The 17,211-nt window shown below is 67.2% G+C and carries 16 protein-coding genes and 1 tRNA gene; 8 read left to right on the top strand and 9 right to left on the bottom strand.

All coding sequences use genetic code 11. The features are described from left to right. Window positions 1–869 precede the first annotated feature (869 nt). Window positions 870–944, bottom strand: a tRNA-Arg gene (locus ASC92_RS09835). Window positions 945–987: 43 nt separating this feature from the next. Further along, window positions 988–1,656, bottom strand: a complete 669-nt coding sequence (locus ASC92_RS09830) for a TetR family transcriptional regulator (protein ID WP_056514000.1) — start codon at window positions 1,654–1,656, stop codon at window positions 988–990. Window positions 1,657–1,837: 181 nt separating this feature from the next. Between ASC92_RS09830 and ASC92_RS09825 the strand changes: the two genes are divergently transcribed. The 4 genes from ASC92_RS09825 (at window position 1,838) to ASC92_RS09810 (ending at window position 8,436) form a co-directional block, all read left to right on the top strand. Further along, on the top strand, window positions 1,838–3,121 hold the full coding sequence (locus tag ASC92_RS09825; protein WP_056513997.1) for an efflux RND transporter periplasmic adaptor subunit: 1,284 nt from the start codon (window positions 1,838–1,840) through the stop codon (window positions 3,119–3,121). 18 nt (window positions 3,122–3,139) lie between these two features. Then, a complete protein-coding gene (locus tag ASC92_RS09820) occupies window positions 3,140–6,304 on the top strand; it encodes an efflux RND transporter permease subunit (protein ID WP_056513995.1) in 3,165 nt (1,054 codons plus the stop codon). Continuing rightward, entirely contained in the window at window positions 6,297–7,718 is a 1,422-nt protein-coding gene (locus ASC92_RS09815) for an efflux transporter outer membrane subunit (protein ID WP_056513992.1), read from the top strand. The genes ASC92_RS09820 and ASC92_RS09815 overlap by 8 nt, the downstream gene beginning before the upstream one ends. Before the next feature lie 115 nt (window positions 7,719–7,833). Continuing rightward, the gene (locus ASC92_RS09810) at window positions 7,834–8,436 is read left to right on the top strand and encodes a c-type cytochrome (protein WP_007837382.1); all 603 of its coding nucleotides are present in this window, start codon (window positions 7,834–7,836) and stop codon (window positions 8,434–8,436) included. A 74-nt stretch (window positions 8,437–8,510) separates the two neighbouring features. Here the strand turns inward: ASC92_RS09810 and ASC92_RS09805 are convergent, their stop codons facing one another. The 6 genes from ASC92_RS09805 to ASC92_RS09780 all read right to left on the bottom strand — a co-directional run bounded on the left by ASC92_RS09805 (window position 8,511) and on the right by ASC92_RS09780 (window position 13,905). Beyond that, entirely contained in the window at window positions 8,511–9,074 is a 564-nt protein-coding gene (locus ASC92_RS09805; RefSeq protein WP_056513989.1) for a DUF2946 family protein, read from the bottom strand. Between the two features lie 19 nt (window positions 9,075–9,093). Next, entirely contained in the window at window positions 9,094–10,122 is a 1,029-nt protein-coding gene (locus ASC92_RS09800; protein ID WP_056513987.1) for a YheT family hydrolase, read from the bottom strand. Beyond that, window positions 10,122–10,574, bottom strand: coding sequence for a YybH family protein (locus ASC92_RS09795; RefSeq protein WP_056513983.1), 453 nt, complete (start codon window positions 10,572–10,574; stop codon window positions 10,122–10,124). Before ASC92_RS09795 ends, ASC92_RS09800 begins: the two co-directional genes overlap by 1 nt. A gap of 151 nt (window positions 10,575–10,725) precedes the next feature. Beyond that, window positions 10,726–11,652 carry a hypothetical protein gene (locus ASC92_RS28545; protein ID WP_157609020.1) on the bottom strand — a complete coding sequence of 309 codons (927 nt, stop codon included), beginning with the start codon at window positions 11,650–11,652 and terminating at the stop codon, window positions 10,726–10,728. Then, entirely contained in the window at window positions 11,649–12,878 is a 1,230-nt protein-coding gene (locus ASC92_RS09785) for an AAA family ATPase (protein WP_056513978.1), read from the bottom strand. Before ASC92_RS09785 ends, ASC92_RS28545 begins: the two co-directional genes overlap by 4 nt. Window positions 12,879–13,134: 256 nt before the next feature. After that, window positions 13,135–13,905: a hypothetical protein gene (locus tag ASC92_RS09780; protein ID WP_056513971.1), complete on the bottom strand. Its 771-nt coding sequence runs from the start codon at window positions 13,903–13,905 to the stop codon at window positions 13,135–13,137. 46 nt (window positions 13,906–13,951) lie between these two features. Here ASC92_RS09780 and ASC92_RS09775 point away from each other — a divergent pair, with 46 nt between their 5' ends. Genes ASC92_RS09775 through ASC92_RS09765 form a run of 3 tightly spaced genes read left to right on the top strand, consistent with a single transcriptional unit; the run spans window position 13,952 to window position 15,999 of the window. Next, window positions 13,952–14,551 (top strand): LemA family protein, encoded by a 600-nt coding sequence (locus ASC92_RS09775; protein WP_413331655.1) that lies wholly within the window; start codon window positions 13,952–13,954, stop codon window positions 14,549–14,551. A 12-nt stretch (window positions 14,552–14,563) separates the two neighbouring features. Continuing rightward, window positions 14,564–15,463, top strand: coding sequence for a TPM domain-containing protein (locus tag ASC92_RS09770; protein ID WP_056513966.1), 900 nt, complete (start codon window positions 14,564–14,566; stop codon window positions 15,461–15,463). A 5-nt stretch (window positions 15,464–15,468) separates the two neighbouring features. After that, window positions 15,469–15,999 (top strand): TPM domain-containing protein, encoded by a 531-nt coding sequence (locus ASC92_RS09765; RefSeq protein WP_082519561.1) that lies wholly within the window; start codon window positions 15,469–15,471, stop codon window positions 15,997–15,999. Between the two features lie 3 nt (window positions 16,000–16,002). Here the strand turns inward: ASC92_RS09765 and pdeM are convergent, their stop codons facing one another. Next, the gene (gene pdeM, locus ASC92_RS09760) at window positions 16,003–16,680 is read right to left on the bottom strand and encodes a ligase-associated DNA damage response endonuclease PdeM (protein WP_056514136.1); all 678 of its coding nucleotides are present in this window, start codon (window positions 16,678–16,680) and stop codon (window positions 16,003–16,005) included. Window positions 16,681–16,757: 77 nt separating this feature from the next. Here pdeM and trxC point away from each other — a divergent pair, with 77 nt between their 5' ends. Beyond that, complete coding sequence (gene trxC / locus ASC92_RS09755; RefSeq protein ID WP_007830221.1) at window positions 16,758–17,207, top strand: thioredoxin TrxC; 450 nt, start codon at window positions 16,758–16,760, stop codon at window positions 17,205–17,207. The last annotated feature ends 4 nt before the right edge of the window (window positions 17,208–17,211 follow it).

Below are 17,211 nucleotides of genomic sequence, written 5' to 3'. Positions count from 1 at the left end.
CCTTCGATTCCTGGACCTAACGTTTCACTTTCCTATGATTTGCATCAATTCCTGCACAGCAGCGAGCAAAGAAGGGCATGCCCCCCAGATGGCATTGCTGTTTGGGTCGGCAAAACATAGAGGGAGGCGGTCTGACTCGTAGCGCACTGCAAGGCCGACGGGACAGATCTGCCGCTCCTGGCGGCCTCTGCAAGTCATCAGAAGCTGAACAGCAACGATGATCCGGTCCGACGCTGCGGGAGGAGCCAGTTCCAAGGTCATACGTCGAGCGCGAGGCCTTCGACTTTAAGAGGGCTTCGAAAGATCGAAGCGCTGCGTTCGCCTGAAGACGGGGCCAGGACCCTTGTCCTTGAACTGGACGACCTGGGCGCGATACAGGAACCGAACCGAGTGCCAAAGCTGGAACCCAATGGGAACTACGACCCGGTCTGCCGGTCGCGAGTAAGGTTGCGGCCCTCGATACCTGCGCTTCAGTCATACGCGGAAGACGGATGGTCTTAGCGCATACGTACGCGAAACCGACGGTCCTACACACCTGCCAGTCGAAGGAGCTGGCCGCCATGGTGGTGATCTCGGTCAGTTCCTCGGGCGTCGGGTCGTAGTTGACGTGGGTGTCGACCAGGAACACTGGCGCAACCGCCCGGGCGCTTGCCGATCACCTCGTCGATGTGGTGCAGGTGGATCGCCGTCAGCGGGTACGCTCGGAGAGTCATGTACCCCCACTTTCGAGAAGTGGTACCCCAACTTGTACCCCCCGACCCCTCCGGATTCGGGCATACTTCCTCGGACCCAAACGGACGATAGAACGGCATTCTCCAAGGGAGAAAACAAAAAAGCCGGACACCTTCGGAAGTGTCCGGCCTGATAGATGGTCCCGCCGCCAGGAATCGAACCTGGATCTCAGCCTTCGGAGGGCCGAATTCTATCCGTTGAAATACAGCGAGGAATTGGGGTCCGGCATGCACCGGAGCCACACATTATCGCCTATCAGGCGGCGGCTGTTTCGGCTTCGTTCACGGCGGGGGTTCCCGGCAGCGGCCGGGCGAACCCGAGCCCCGCCAGATACACGCGGAACGTGCGCCTGCCGGTGAGCACGAGGTCGAAGGCTTCGGGGTCGAGCAGCCAGTTCTGGATGAGCCCGCTGATCAGCGCGTGCAGCCCCTGTGCCGCCGCGTGGCCGGGCACCGGCAGCTTGACGTGGTTGCGGCGCGCGGCCAGGCGCAGGGCCTTTTCGAAATCGCTCACGCAGGCGTTGCGGGCATCGAGGTGCCGCTGCTGCACCGAGGCCATGTCGTGGGTGTATTCGACCTTGTGGGTCGCCACGTCGAACACGCGGCGCACCTGGGGGTCGGTGGTCATGAGGGTGAGCGCGTGGACCATGCCCTCCTCAATCTCGGCCAGGGGGTCATCGATGAAGGGGGCGATAGCCGCCTTCGGCAGGGCCTCCAGCGGCAGGATGACGCGCTCCATCATCGCGTTGAAGAGGTCGGCCTTGTCCTTGAAGTGCCAATAGATGGCGCCGCGCGTCGCACCGGCCTGCTGCGCGATCTGCTGCAGCGTGGTCTGCGAAACGCCTTGCGCCTGAAACAGAAGCTCCGCAGCATCGAGCAAACGATGCCGCGTGGCCAGTGCTTCTTCCTTCGTACGACGTGCCACTAAATCTCCAGATTTGTAAAGGCAACGCCCTCTCTGTATCGTGGGGCCATTGCTTGGCTGTCACTATACATCCATGAATGTATGTAAACTAGCCGGCTTTCCCGATGGCCCGCCTGGCTGTACAGGTTTCCGGTTCGCCCCGCGAACGCGCCATCTCCTGTTTTCGCTTCAAAGGAATCGCATGCCTCTCCTGCATGTTTCGCGTCATTCGTCCTTTTCGCCGCGTCTCGCGACCGTGGCCGCCGTCGTCCTGCTGGTCCTCGCGGGCTGCGGCAAGAGCGATGCACCCGCTGGCCCGGGCGCTGGCGGCGGCGGGCCCCCCCCCGCACCCGAGGTGGGCGTGGTGGTCGCGGCCCCGACCGATGTGGGCCTTGTCACCGAACTGCCCGGCCGCCTCGAAGCCTCGCGCGTGGCGCAGGTTCGTGCCCGCGCCTCGGGCATTTTGCTGAAGCGCGAATTCCGCGAAGGCAGCGACGTGAAGGCCGGCCAGCTGCTGTTCCGCATCGACCCCGCGCCGCTGGTGGCCGCTTCGCAGAACGCGCAGGCCACGCTGGCCCGCGCCCAAGCCAACGCCGTGCAGGCCAAGGCACTGGCCGACCGCTACAAGCCGCTGGTCGAGGCCAATGCGGTGAGCAAGCAGGAATACTCCGTCGCATTGGCTTCGCAGAAGACGGCCGAAGCCGACGTGGCCGCCGGGCGCGCCGCGGTGCAGACGGCCAAGATCAATCTCGGCTATGCCGACGTGACCTCGCCCATCGCGGGCCGCATCGGCCGCGCCCTCGTCACCGAAGGTGCGCTGGTGGGCCAGGGCGACGCCACCGAGCTCGCCGTGGTGCAGCAGATCAACCCGCTGTATGTGAACTTCACGCAGTCGGCCTCCGACGTGCTGAAGCTGCGCCGCGCCATGGCCGGCGGCCAGTACAAGCGCGCGAGCGGCGAGGAAGCCGCGAGCGTCCGCGTGGTGCTGGAAGACGGCAGCGACTACCCGCTGGAAGGCAAGCTGCTGTTCTCCGACCTCACCGTCGACTCCACCACCGGCCAGGTCACGCTGCGCGCCGAAGTGCCCAACCCCAAGGGCGAGCTGCTGCCCGGCCTGTACGTGCGGGTGAAGCTCGAACAGGCGCAGGCCACCAACGCGATCACGCTGCCGCAGCAGGCCGTCACGCGCACGCAGCAGGGCGACACGGTGTCGGTGGTCGACAAGGACGGCAAGATCAGCAAGCGCACCGTGAAGATCAGCGCCGCCAAGGACAACCAGTGGGTGGTGCTCGATGGCCTGAAGGCCGGCGAGCAGGTGATGGTCGACGGCTTCCAGAAGCTGCAGATGATGCCGCCCGGCACGCCGGTGAAGGCGGTGCCGTGGACCAAACCCAACCCGAATGCCGCGGCCACGCCCGCTGCTGCGGGGGCCGCACCGGCGGCGGCTGCCACGGCCGAAAAGGCCGAGAAGACCGATAAGAAGTAATCAGGAAAGCGCCCGCAAATGGCCAAATTTTTCATCGACCGCCCGATCTTCGCGTGGGTGATCGCGCTGTTCATCCTGGTGATGGGCGGCGTGGCAATCACTCAGCTGCCGATCTCGCAGTATCCGCCGGTGGCGCCGCCCGCCATCGTCATCAACACCGCCTACCCCGGCGCCTCGGCGCAGACGCTGGAGGACAGCGTGCTGTCCGTCATCGAGCGCGAGATGAACGGCTCGCCGGGCCTGATCTACATGGAATCGGTGGCCCAGGCCGACGGCACCGGCTCCATCACGATCAGCTTCGAGGCCGGCACCAACCCCGACCTCGCGCAGGTGGATGTGCAGAACCGGCTCTCGCGCGCAACGCCGCGGCTGCCGGCCGCGGTGACGCAGCAGGGCGTGCGCGTGGACAAGTCGCGCAACAACTTCCTGCTGTTCGCGATGCTGTCTTCGGACAACCCGAACTTCGACCCGGTCGCGCTCGGCGACTACGCCTCGCGCAACATCGTGCCCGAGCTGCAGCGCGTGGTGGGCGTGGGCCAGGCCCAGCTGTTCGGCACCGAGAACGCGATGCGCGTGTGGATCGATCCGGCCAAGCTGCAGGGCTTCAACCTGTCGGCCACCGACGTGAACAACGCGATCAAGGCGCAGAACGCCCAGGTGTCCTCCGGCACGATCGGCGACCTGCCCAACATTCCCGGCCAGGCCATCGCGGCCACCGTGGTGGTGAACGGCCAGCTCGCCGACGTGGAGCAGTTCAAGAACATCGTGCTGCGCGCCAACACCGACGGCTCGACCGTGCGGCTGAAGGACGTGGCGCGCGTCGAGCTCGGCGGCCAGTCGTACGCCACGTCGGCGCGCCTGAACGGCGTGCCCGCGGTCGGCATCGGCGTGCAGCCCACGCCGAACGGCAACGCGCTGCAGTCGGCCAAGGCGATCCGCGCCAAGATGACCGAGCTCGAGCGCTTCTTTCCGCCGGGCGTGAAGTGGAACATTCCGTACGACAGCTCGCGCTTCGTGCAGATCTCGATCACCGAAGTGGTCAAGACGCTGCTGGAAGCCGTGGCGCTGGTGTTCATCGTGATGTTCCTGTTTCTGCAGAACTGGCGCTACACGATCATCCCGACCATCGTGGTGCCGATCGCGCTGCTGGGCACCTTCGCCTCGCTGCTGGCGCTGGGCTTCTCGATCAACGTGCTGACCATGTTCGGCATGGTGCTGGTGATCGGCATCGTGGTGGACGACGCCATCGTGGTGGTGGAGAACGTCGAGCGCATCATGAGCGAAGAGGGGCTGCCGCCGCTCGAGGCCACGCGCAAGGCGATGAAGCAGATCTCCGGCGCCATCATCGGCGTGACGGTGGTGCTGATCTCGGTGTTCGTGCCGCTCGCGTTCTTCGCGGGTTCGACCGGCAACATCTACCGCCAGTTCTCGGCGGTGATGGTGGCGTCGATCGGCTTCTCGGCCTTCATGGCGCTGTCGCTCACGCCGGCGCTGTGCGCCACGCTGCTCAAGCCCGTGGAAGCCGGCCACCACCACGAGAAGACCGGCTTCTTCGGCTGGTTCAACCGTGGCTTCACGCGCACCGCCAAGGGCTACGAGAGCGTGGTTGCGCGCATCCTGCGCCGCGCCGCGCGCTACCTCGTGATCTACGTCGCGATCATCGGCGCGGTGGCGTTCACCTACATGCGCCTGCCGAGTTCGTTCCTGCCGGAAGAAGACCAGGGCAACATCATCGTCAACGTGCAGCTGCCGCCGGGTGCGACGCAAGAGCGCGCGCTGTCGGTCATGCAGCAGGTCGAAGGCTTCATCCTGAAGCAGCCCGAAGTGCAGAGCATGGTGGGCGTGATGGGCTTCAGCTTCTCGGGCCAGGGCCAGAACGCGGGCCTTGCCTTCGTGACGCTGAAGGACTGGGACGAGCGCAAGGACCCGGCCCACTCGGCCAGTGCGCTGGCCGGACGTGCCTTCGGTGCGCTGTCGGGCATCCGCGATGCCTTCATCTACCCGCTGAGCCCGCCGCCCATTCCCGAACTGGGCAACGCGAGCGGCTTCAGTTTCCGGCTGCAGGACCGCTCGGGCGCAGGCCACGAGGCACTGATCAACGCGCGCAACCAGCTGCTGGGCATGGCTTCGCAGAGCAAGATCCTTACGCAGGTTCGCCCCGACGGCCTGGAAGACGCGCCGCAACTGCAGATCGACATCGACCGCGACAAGGCCAGCGCCCTGGGCGTGACCTTCGATGCGATCAACGCAACGCTGTCGACGGGCCTGGGTTCGAGCTACATCAACGACTTCCCGAACCGCGGCCGCCTGCAGCGCGTGGTGGTGCAGGCCGATGCGCCCGCACGCATGCAGCCCGACGACCTGCTCAAGCTGAACGCCAGCAACACGCAGGGCCAGCCGGTGCCGCTGTCGGCCTTCGCGACCACCAAGTGGGTCACGGGCGCCACGCAGACGGTGCGCTACAACGGCTACCCCGCGATCCGCATCAGCGGCTCCGCCGCCGCGGGCTTCAGCACGGGTGCCGCCATGGCCGAGATGGAAAAGCTCGCCAAGCAGCTGCCGCAAGGCTTCGGCTTCGAATGGACGGGACAGTCGCGCGAGGAAAAGCTCGCAGGCTCGCAGGCCATGATCCTCTACGGCTTCGCGATCCTGGCGGTGTTCCTCTGCCTGGCCGCGCTGTACGAGAGCTGGTCGATCCCGCTGTCGGTGATTTTGGTGGTGCCGCTGGGCGTGCTGGGCGTGCTGCTGGCGACGATGCTGCGCTCCTATTCGAACGACGTGTACTTCCAGGTGGGGCTGATCACCATCATCGGCCTGTCGGCGAAGAACGCGATTCTGATCATCGAGTTCGCGAAGGACCTGCAGGCGCAGGGCAAGGGCATCATCGAATCGGCACTGGCCGCCGCCCACCTGCGGTTCCGCCCGATCATCATGACCTCGCTGGCCTTCGGCCTCGGTGTGGTGCCGCTGGTGCTCGCCTCGGGCGCCGGCTCCGCCAGCCAGCGCGCCATCGGCACCGGCGTGCTGGGCGGCATGGTGACTGGCACGGCCCTGGCCGTGATCTTCGTGCCGGTGTTCTTCGTGGTGGTGCGCAGCCTGTTCAAGGGCAGCGCGCGCCAGCATGAAGCCGACAAGCGGCATGCCGAAGCCGCCGGCATCACGGAAGAAAAAGCACATGACTAAGAAACTGATTCCCACGGCCCTGGCGGCCGCGATGCTGCTGGCCGGCTGCTCGCTGATTCCGACCTACGAGCGCCCCGCGGCGCCGGTGCCGACCACCTTCCCGGGCGACCCGGCGCAGCCGCCCGGCCAGGCCGCGGCCAACCTGCCCTGGCAGGACTTCTTCACCGACGCGCGGCTCGCGGGCCTGATCCAGACCGCGCTCGCGAACAACCGCGACCTGCGGGTGTCGGTGCTCAACATCGAGCAGGCGCGCGCGCAATTCCAGATCGAGCGCTCGGCACTGTTCCCGGCGCTCGGCCTGACGGGCAGCGGTTCGCGCTCGAGCCCCAACCCGGCTCAGGTCTACAACAGCAGCGCCGGCAGTGTGGCCTCGCAGTACAGCGTCAGCGTCGGCTTCACGTCCTGGGAAATCGACTTCTTCGGCCGCATCCGTGCGCTGAAGGACCAGGCACTGGCGCAGTACCTCGCCACGGACGAGACCCGCAAGGCGGTGCAGATCAGCCTGATCGCGTCGGTCGCCAACGGCTGGCTCACGCTGCTGGCCGACGACGAGTTGCTGGAGATCACGCGCCAGACGATGGTCACGCGCGAAGAGTCGGTGCGCCTCACGAAGATGCGCTTCGACAACGGCGTGTCGTCGGAGCTCGACTTCCAGGCCGCGAACTCGCTGCTGGAAACGGCGCGCGCTTCCTATGCGCAGCAGCAGCGTGCGCGCATGCAGGACGAGAACGCTCTCGCCCTGCTGCTGGGCGCGCCGGTGCCGGCCGAAGCCACGGCGGGCGGAATCAAGGGCCTCGACGGCATCAAGCCGATGCCCGACGTGCCGGCCGGCCTGCCTTCGGACCTGCTGGCCGAACGGCCCGACATCCGTTCGGCCGAGCAGCAGCTGATAGCGGCCAACGCCAACATCGGCGCCGCGCGCGCGAACTTCTTCCCGCGCGTGTCGCTGACGAGTTCCATCGGCACCGCGAGCAGCGAGTTCTCGGGCCTGTTCGACCGCGGCTCCAAGGCGTGGTCGTTCGCGCCGTCGGTGACGCTGCCGATCTTCGACGCGGGCCGCAACATCGCCACGCTCGACTCGGCCAGGGCCGGGCGCGAGATCGCGGTGGCGCAGTACGAGAAGTCGATCCAGACGGCATTCCGCGAAGTGGCCGATGCGCTCGCGGGCCGCGCCACCCTGGGCGAGCAGGTGCGCGCGCAGCGTGCGCAGGCCGATGCGGAGGCGGTGCGCTTCAAGCTCTCCGACCTGCGCTACCGCAACGGCATTGCCAGCGCGCTCGACCTGCTCGACGCACAGCGCTCGCTGTTCACCGCGCAGCAATCGGCCGTGACGACGCGCCTGCTGCAGTTGCAGAACCAGGTCACGCTGTACAAGACGCTGGGTGGCGGCTGGGCCGCGCGCGACAAGGGTTGAGGCGCCGAGGCGTTCGATAAGGGTGGTCCCTTGTCCCTTCGGGCAAGGGGCCTCTCTATAATCGCCGGTTGGTTAGGAAAAGCCCCCCGACGAGCCCCCGTTATTGAGGACGCCAATGAGCGCAGACCCGCATTACCAGGCCACAGAAGAAGCCCACACCGGGCCGATCAAGAACCCGAAGCAACTGCTGCTCGCGGTATTTTTCTCCTTCATAGCCCCGATCCTGATCATCGTGGGTCTTGTCTCCTACGTGGTCTCGGGCACCAAGCCCGCCGGCACCGCGGAAGGCGACAACATGGCGCTCTACGGCGTGACCAAGGAAGCGCGCGACCGCGAAGTGGCCGAGCGCCTCCGGAAGGTCGGCACCATCGAGATTCGCGACGCCAACCGCCCGCTCGCTGCAGGCGAGGCCGTGTTCAAGGCCCAGTGCGTCGCCTGCCACGGCGCACCCGGCATTCCCGGCGCACCGCACTTCCAGGACGCGGCCGCCTGGGGCCCGCGCATCGGCCAGGGCTATGCCACCCTCCTCGAACATGCCCTGAAGGGCAAGGGCGCCATGCCAGCCCAAGGCGGCGGCGACTTCGAAGACCTCGAAGTGGGCCGCGCCGTGGTCTACATGGCCAATGCCGGCGGCGCCAAGTTCCCGGTGCCGGATCGCCCCGCAGCCGCGGCCCCCGCTGAAGGCGCGGCCTCTGCGGCCAGTGCTCCCGCCAAGTAAGCGTTTTCCCTAGTCACGCAAAGAAGCCGGCCCAGCGCCGGCTTTCTTCATGGCGGGTCGGCAAACTGCGGAGTTCAGGGCTTCGCCGGCGCGGAAGCCGTGCCGGCATGGCGCTGCGCCGGGCTCAGCACATGCCCGAAGCGGTCGGGCAGTTCGCTGGCCTGCACCGCCTCCGGCGTCCACAGGCCTTGTTCGACCGCCTCGGCAGCGATGCCCACGTCCTGCGTGTGCACCAGTCCAAGCCCCAGGGGCGAGACCAGATAGAGCCGGCCTTCCCCATCGAGCAGGCAGCCCGACACCTCCACCGCCTTGCCGGTGTGGGACGTGACGGTGAACCCACCGCCCTCCTCTTCGGCCACGCGCCACACCAGCGGCGCAGCCTCCAGTTCCACATAAACGCGCTGCGGCCCGTTCTGGAAGAACCACTGGCCCTCGTCGTCGTGCTCGTAGTTGCGGTGGATGAAGTCGATCAGCTTGTCGTGCCTGAGCATCGAGCCCTTGGCCGCGCCGAACGGGCCCATGGCCTGGGTGCGGTCGTCGCGCATGTACCAGTTGCCGCGCGCGTCGAGGCCGAGCCAGCCGTAGCAGTGCGGCACGTTGGGCCATTTGGCGAGGGCTTGTTTGACGATGTCGTCCATCGCGCTATTTTGCTCGCCCTCAGGCGTGCGTTGCCAGCCAATTGGCGACCTGCTCCGGCATGCCGCGCACATGCCCCGGTGGCGGGCCCATCGGAAAGCCGACGTGCCCGCCGTGCGCGGGCTGCCACAGCGTGACGTGCGCGCCGACCTCGCCGGGCTTCGGCAGGCTGCCCGCGGGAATGAAAGGGTCGTTGCGGGCGTTCACCACCAGTGCGGGCACGCGCACCGAGGCCAGGTGCGGCTTGGCCGAGCCGCGCGTCCAGTAGTCCTCGGTATCGCGAAAGCCGTGCAGCGGGGCGGTGAAGACGTTGTCGAAGTCGTAGAGGTTGCGCGACGACATCAGCCGCTCGCGGTCGAACAACCCCGGGAACTGCCCCAGCTTGGCCAGCGCCTTGGGCTTCATGGTCGCGAGGAACATGCGCGTGTAGACCAGCCTGTTGAAACCCTGCCCGATGGCTTCGCCGCCCGCCGCAAGGTCGAGCGGCGCGCTGACCGATGCCACGGCGCTCACCACGCCCGAAGCGCTCTCGCCCGCCTCCGAGGCCCAGCGCATCAGCGCATTGCCGCCCAGCGACACGCCCGCCGCCAGCACCGGCCCGCCGCCCTTGCGTGCATGCTGGTCGCGCATGCGCGCAAGGATCCAGCCGATCTCCTCGAAGTCGCCCGAGTGGTAGGCGCGCGGCGCCAGGTTCAGCTCGCCGCTGCAGCCGCGGAAATGCGGCACCGCGAAGGCCATGCCGCGAGATGCGGCGAATGCGGCAAAGGCTTCGGCGTAGTGGCTGCGCGACGAGCCTTCGAGCCCGTGGAACAGAACCAGCAGCGGCCTCGGGCCCGGCATTGGCGCATCGACGAAGTCGACGTCGATGAAGTCGCTGTCCGGCGTGGGCCAGCGCTCGCGCCGGTAGACCGGGGCCGGCCCGTCGAAGCGCTTCGCATAGAGCGCAGCCCAGATGGTCTGCAGGTTGCCGCCGGGCAGCCAGCGCGGCGCCGCGTAGTCCAGCGGCTGGGGCGCGGAAACGGGACCGGAGGTGGCGACGAAGGAGGACATCAGTGCAGGACCTGGGGCGGATCGTTCGCTTCGTCCGGTTCGCGCGCACTCCCCGGGCTCGCATGGTGCGCCACCATGCGCCAGCCCTGGACAGTCTTGTGATAGACGTTGGTGGCCAGCACGAAGGCATGGCGCGGGCCCTCGGCCGTGAGCACCTCGATGCGTTCGAGCACGTTGTGCACGGCGCTGGCGAGCGACTCGATCTTGCGCACCCGCGCCGGCGTGGCGTGGATCGCGCCGTTGCCGAACATCTGCTCGAAGGCGGCGCGGATCGCCACGGCGCCCACCAGCCGCGGGCCGCCGGGGTGCACGCAGAACACTTCGTCCTCGTCGGCCCAGCAGGCCATCAGCGCGTCGATGTCGCCGCGCTGCAGCGCTTCGTAGAAGGCGGCCTCGAGGTCGTCGGCAGTGCCGCCGATGGCCGCGGCGGCGCGGAGTGGGGTCTTGGGCATGGCGTGATTTTGCCGCGCCGTGCGTGACGGCGGGCGCTACACCGCTTTGGTCCGGCCGTACCGTACCGTGCTGCCGCAATTCTGTTGGAACAACTTCTTCAATTTTGACCAACTGATCAAAATCCATACGTCATTTCGGCAGTCCATTCGCTCAGGAGCTCGGTGCCGGAGGCGCCGCGGGAGACGCGGGCACCTCGCTGCGCGCAGGCGCGGACGGCAATTCAGCATGGCCCAGCACGGCGCGGATGCGTGCCGGGACAAGGTGGCATGTGCCCGGCACGTCGCGATAGGCTCCGTCCCAGGCAACGATGTCGCCGGGCTGCACGCGCAGGTCCGGCGGGATGACCGCCGCGATATGGACCTCTTGGCCATTTCTGAACTGCGGGACCTTGCTACGGAGCGTCGCGTGAATCTGGTACTGGTACTTCGCATCGATAGAGCCCCCCGTCTCTGCGAGGCTCCTCCGGGTCGTGTTGGCTGACGTTTCGGCCGATTGCACAGCCGCAACCTGCCCCTGGTTGTAGCGGGGCTCGGTCAGCGGAACGACCCGAGCGAGGTTCGGGCAGGCGGAGTCTGCCTCTGACGGTTGAACCATCGGGGATGCCGGCGGCTTTGGCATTGCGATCTCCGGCATGCTGGCCGTTGCAAGAACCGTCTTCTGCACTGGACGCGGTTCATCGCGGAGCATGGGCTTGGGCGCCTTCGCGGCGACCCGCTCCGGCGGACGCGGCGCGGGCGCGACGGTGCGCGCATCCTGTTTGTGCGCTGGAGTGTCCGTGAGCTTGGCGGTTGGGCTATCTGCGTGAACGGGCGCATTGACGGGCGTATCGCTGGTGATGGCCTGCGCGACAACACCATTGCCGACAGCGGATGGCAGTGCGGGCACAACAACAGCCGGCGCAAGAGGCGGGGTCGGAACAACTTCCTGCGGCCTGGATACGTTCCGCCCGACAAAGAGAGACGCTGCTGCGCTCGTCGCCAAAATGGCCATCACCAGCGTATTGCGCCAAGCCGGCGCGCGACGCCACAAAGAGGGCTGCGCAAGCAACATCACATTGTCTGAACGCGGAGAGTTCATGAGCCGGCAACAGCACTGATTTTCTGGTCCCTGTACAGCAGGCGGATCGACGTCTGACCCGCCTGCTTCTGTACGATCAGGGAGTCTGCGATGCTCTCCTCAATGCTGCGCACGAGATCACGCGACGAGGCATGGCCCGCAAGCTTTTCCTGCGTCTCCATGAATTTCCAGAGCACCTCTGGATCGATGCCACCCTCGCACACCGACAGTCCATAGTTGCTGATCATGGCTTCGATCTCGAGCGCAGTAACGCGCGCAACATCCAAGCCGAACAGGCGACGAAAAATGAAAATCCGATCAATCCGGCTCAACACTTCAGGCGCGAGCCCGTTCTCCAGCAGGATGTTGGTTGAGACCTTGCGCAACTCCTCGCCGTCGTTCTCGAATCTCGACTGCAATTCATCCAGCGCTTGCATCCCCGCATTGGTGGTAATGATGAAAATGGCACGCGTTGTAGAGATCTGCTTTCCGTCGGAGGCTTCGGTGATGAAACCGTCATTCCAGGCGGTCAGGAAGTTTGTGTGCACGTCCGGATGAGCTTTCTCGAATTCATCGAGCAGCACGATCGCATTCGGGGTGTCGCGCAGGCCCGCCGTGAGCTTGCCGTACGAATCGGAACCGACGTAGCCCTTCGGCGTTCCGAACAGCATCGAGCCGCCGGTGCCGCGGGAGAGCTGAGTCATGTCGAAATGAAGCAGCTTGCGGCGGCACTGGATCGCCAATTGTTTGGCAAGGTAGGTCTTGCCAGTACCGGGGTGGCCGCAGAACAGGAAGACACCGATGGGCTTGCCACGCTGCTGCAACGCCAGGCGGCGCCTGATCTGCGCAGCGATGTCGTCACAGACCTGATCCTGCCCGATGACCTTGCTCTTGAGCGCATCGGCGAGTGCCGCCGCGTCGATGATCTCTGAAGTAGCCTCTAATTGGAGGCGTGCCTCCAGCGCTTGGCGGTTGGTCAGTCTGTCAAGAATGTCCATGAGCTTGCTTTTCTGTCCGGTGTGAGGCGGTCGCCTCGAATGAATCCAGCCTGAGAGAACGACGATCCACAGCGCCAGCGCGATCAGCGCTATTCCATAGACGATCGACTGGTCGCGTGACAGGCCCATCCATTCGTCGCGAACGGTCGACGGATGAATCTCCGACACCAGCCGCCAGAGAGCAACTACAACCAGGACTGCTGTGGCGGGCGCGAGAAATCGGTTGAGTGCGTTGAGAAATCGGGTCATCAGTGCGCGTTCTTTGACGCGATGAAGCCGAAGCCAGAGATACCATGGTCGCCCTTGCTCGTACGCGATCCTTCATGAGCATCCTCCAGAGGCTTCGACAAGGGGGGTGACGATGCTCAAGCGGGCTGACGGTTGCCTGACCGATTCGCACACACCCGCGTCCCAAGCTGCGCGATTGGCACTACTGCCGAAAAACCCAGGGGAACTCACCGGGCAAGAGCCGCGCAACGCCCAGGGCCCACATGCAAATCGACTATTACCGCTGTTGCGGTCTCGTGCCCAGCCAGCGTTCGGCGACCACTTGCATCTGCTGCCCCTGCGCAGCCTGCCACACCAGTTCCGGCGCCGCCACGTGCACGCCCGGCGGCGCGATGCGCAGCGCCACGTCGACCAGCTCCGCCACCTTCGACGCGCGCACCGGCTGCTCGCTGCTCGGCACCATGAAGCGCACGATCGACAGCATCCACGCGGCCAGCCGCTCGAGGGGATTGGCGAACTTCGCGTTCACCGGCTTGCGCGCCGAGCGCACGAGGATCACGCGCTCGAAGCCGCAGGCCACCACCGCCTGCTCGTCGAGGCTTGCGAGCCCATGTTTGAGCGCCTCGGGCAGTCGGCCCTGGTCGTGCGGCTGCACGATGGCCAGCGTCTGCACGCCGCTCGCGCGCAGCCAGCGCGCGAGCGCGGGCAGGTCTGCGGGTTCGGGCACCCACAGCGCGCGTTCGCGGTCGTGGTACAGCCGCGGCGGGTCGAAGGCGACGATGGCCGTGTGGGCGGAGGTGAGCGGCCATTGCGCGATCGGCTCGGCTGGGCTCAGGCAGGTCTCGACGCCGCGCAGCCCGTCGCGGATCGGCTCGCGCGCCAGCACGCGCGTGTGGGCATGGCGGTGGCTGCCCGCGAGCCGCCGCAGCAGTTCCGCCCCCAACGCCCCAGTCGCACCGGCGACCAACAGCGTGCCGAAGGCGTCGGAAGCAACGGGCATTACCGCGCGGTTGGCGGCCTGCAGGGCATGGAGGGGATCGAGGGACATCGGGCCACCTATGCTACCTTCCGCATCTTCTGCGGAGGTAATGCAAATGATGATGAAGCGCTGGCTATTGATCCTTGCGGCTGTCGTGTCCCTGAGCGGCTGCGGCTACAACCAGTTCCAGTCCCTCGACGAGGCCAGCAAGTCGGCCTGGAGCGAGGTCCTCAACCAGTACCAGCGGCGCGCCGACCTCGTGCCCAACATCGTGGCCACCGTGAAGGGCGAGGCCAGCTTCGAGCAGGACACGCTCACCAAGGTGATCGAGGCGCGCGCCAAGGCCACCTCGATCCAGGTGTCGCCCGAGACGCTCAACAACCCCGAGGCCTTCAACAAGTTCCAGCAGGCGCAGGGCGAGCTCTCGTCGGCGCTGTCGCGGCTGATGGTGGTTGCGGAGCGCTACCCGGAGCTCAAGGCCAACCAGGCCTTTCGCGACCTGCGCGTGACGCTCGAAGGCACCGAGAACCGCATCACCGTGGCGCGCAACCGCTACATCGAGAGCGTGCAGGAGTACAACGTGCTTGCACGCAGCTTCCCGACGAACATCACGGCCAAGATCTTCAGCTACGCGCCGAAGCCGAACTTCTCGGTCCAGAACGAGGCGCAGATTTCGACACCTCCCACAGTCGACTTCAGCGCTCCGAAGAAATAAGCCGACAACCCGATGGCCGTCGCCGCACTGCTCCGTCGCGCGCTGGCTGCGGTTGTTCTCGCGGTCCTGGCCGGCGTCGCGCTGGCGCAAGGCCTGCTGCCGGTGCCTGCGCTCACGGCACGGGTGATCGACCAGACCGGCACGCTCGATGCCGCACAGCGCAACGGCCTCGACACCAAGCTCGCCGCCTTCGAGCAGCGCAAGGGCTCGCAGATCGTGGTGCTGATGGTGCCGACCACCGCGCCCGAGGACATCGCCAGCTACACGCAGCGCGTGGGCGACGCCTGGAAGATCGGCCGCAAGGACATCGGCGACGGCCTGCTGGTGGTCGTGGCCAAGGACGACCGCAAGATGCGCATCGCCACCGCCAAGGCGCTCGAAGGCGCGGTGCCCGACCTTGCGGCCGTGCGCATCATCGACGAGGAGATGAAGCCGCGCTTTCGCGGCAACGACTTCGCGGGCGGGCTGAACGCGGCGGTGGACCGCCTCATCGGGCTGGTCGACGGCGAGCCGCTGCCCGAGCCCTCGCGCGACACGGGCAGCGGAGGCGGCGGCGGCGGCTTCGACTGGGAGAACCTCGCGATCTTCCTGTTCGTCGGCGTCTTCATCGGCGCGCCCATCGCGCGCGCCATCCTCGGCAAGAAGCTGGGCACGGTGGTCGTGGGCGGCGGTGTCGGCGTGGTCGTGTTCTTCATTACCACCAGCATCGCCATCGCGGTGATCGCGGCACTCGTCGCGCTCGTCGTCTCGCTGGTCGCAGGTGCCGGGCGGATGGGCGGCGGCGGTGGGGGCGGTTGGAGCTCCGGCGGCGGCGGAGGCTGGAGCAGCGGTGGTGGTGGTGGCGGCGGAGGAGGTTTCAGCTCCGGTGGCGGCGGCAACTTTGGCGGCGGCGGCGCGTCGGGAGACTGGTGACCACGATGACGGCAACCGGCACAACCTTCTACTCGAAGCTCGGCCGCATCTGGCGCCATCGCTGGATCGACGAGTCCGAGGTTCGCCGCGCGCTGCCCGCGGCCGCGCTGGAGCGCCTCGCGGGCCGCGTCGCCGCGAGCGAGCGGCGCCATAGCGGCGAGATCCGCATCTGCGTCGAGGCCGGCCTGCCGATGTCGTATCTGTGGCGCCATGCCCCGCCGCGCGAGCGCGCCGTCACGCTGTTCGGCAAGCTGCGCGTGTGGGACACCGCGCACAACAACGGCGTGCTGATCTACCTGCTGCTGGCCGAGCACGCGATCGAGATCGTGGCGGACCGCGGCATCAACGCGCGCGTCGACGATGCCGAATGGGCCGCGATGGCGCAGCGCATGGGCGCGGCCTTTCGCGAAGGGCGCTTCGAGGACGGGCTCACGCAGGCGCTGGAAGAAATCTCGGCCCTGCTGGTGCGGTACTTTCCGCTGGGCGAGAACGAAATCGACGTGAACGAACTGCCGGACGAGCCCGTCGTGCTCTGAGATTCAATCCGATGCGGGCAGCGCCCACACGGCTGAACCACCCACCGCATGGAAGCGCCGCCCCGGCGCCTGCTCCATCAACCACCCGCCCGTGAACTCGCCGAAAGCCGGCAGCACGGCCTGCTGCGCATCGCTCACGAAGCAGGGCAGCCGCACGCTGTCGCGCCCCGGGCCGTGGAGCCTGCAAACTGGATGCAGGTGCCCCGCGAGCACGAAGTGCGTGGCGTGCGTCTGCGGATGGTGGCAGCAGGCGAACGGCCCGAGCAGAAAAGGCTCGTCGACCACGTCGATGCCGAGCGCGTCCGGCGGATCGCCCGCACGGCTGTCGTGGTTGCCGCGCACCAGGGTCATCGCGATGCCCGCATGGCGCGCCCTCCAGGCCTCCACCGTGGCGAGCACCGTGCGCGCCTGCGCCGCATGCAGGAAGTCGCCGAGGAACACGATGCGATGCGGGGCCAGCCGGGTCATCAACGCATCGAGCCGCGCAAGGTTTTCCTGCGTCGTGCCGCCCGGCACCGGCTGGCCGAGCGCGCGGTAGGTCGCGGCCTTGCCCAGGTGCAGGTCGGCCACGAACAGCACGCGCGCATCGGGCCACCACAGCGCCCGCTCCGGCAGCAGCTGCAGCAGTTCGCCTGCCCAGTGGACCGGGAACGACGAGGCGGAAGAGTCTGGATGCGTCACGGGCTGGAAGTGTCGCAAAAGACGACCGGGCCGGCGGCCGCCTTGCAATAGCCCCCGCCCACCCCCAGTTCTTGCACATGACCGAATCGCCCCCGCTGCACATCGTCTGTCCGCACTGCCACACGACCAACCGCGTGCGCGCGGCGCAGCTGGACAGTGCGCCCGACTGCGGCAGCTGCCACCGCCCGCTGTTCGCCGGCCATTCCACCGCGCTGCCGGACGAAGCCACTTTCGACCGCCACATTGCGCGCAACGAGATCCCGGTGCTGGTCGATTTCTGGGCGCCCTGGTGCGGCCCCTGCCGCCAGATGGCGCCGGGCTACGAGCAGGCCGCGGCCCAGCTCGAACCGCGGGTGCGGCTCGCCAAGGTCGACACCGAGGCCGTGCCCGCCCTGGGTGCGCGCTTCAACATCCGCAGCATCCCGACGCTGGCGCTGTTCCGCGGCGGCCGCGAGGTGGCGCGGCAGGCCGGCGCGATGGGCGCAGCGGACATCGTGCGGTGGGTGAAGGCGCACGGCGCCGGCTGACCGG

Origin of the sequence: Variovorax sp. Root411 (genome assembly GCF_001425205.1) — a bacterium.
Lineage (GTDB): Bacteria > Pseudomonadota > Gammaproteobacteria > Burkholderiales > Burkholderiaceae_C > Variovorax.
Note: the sequence above shows the minus strand (reverse complement) of the source record. Positions and strands in the feature narration are given on the sequence as shown.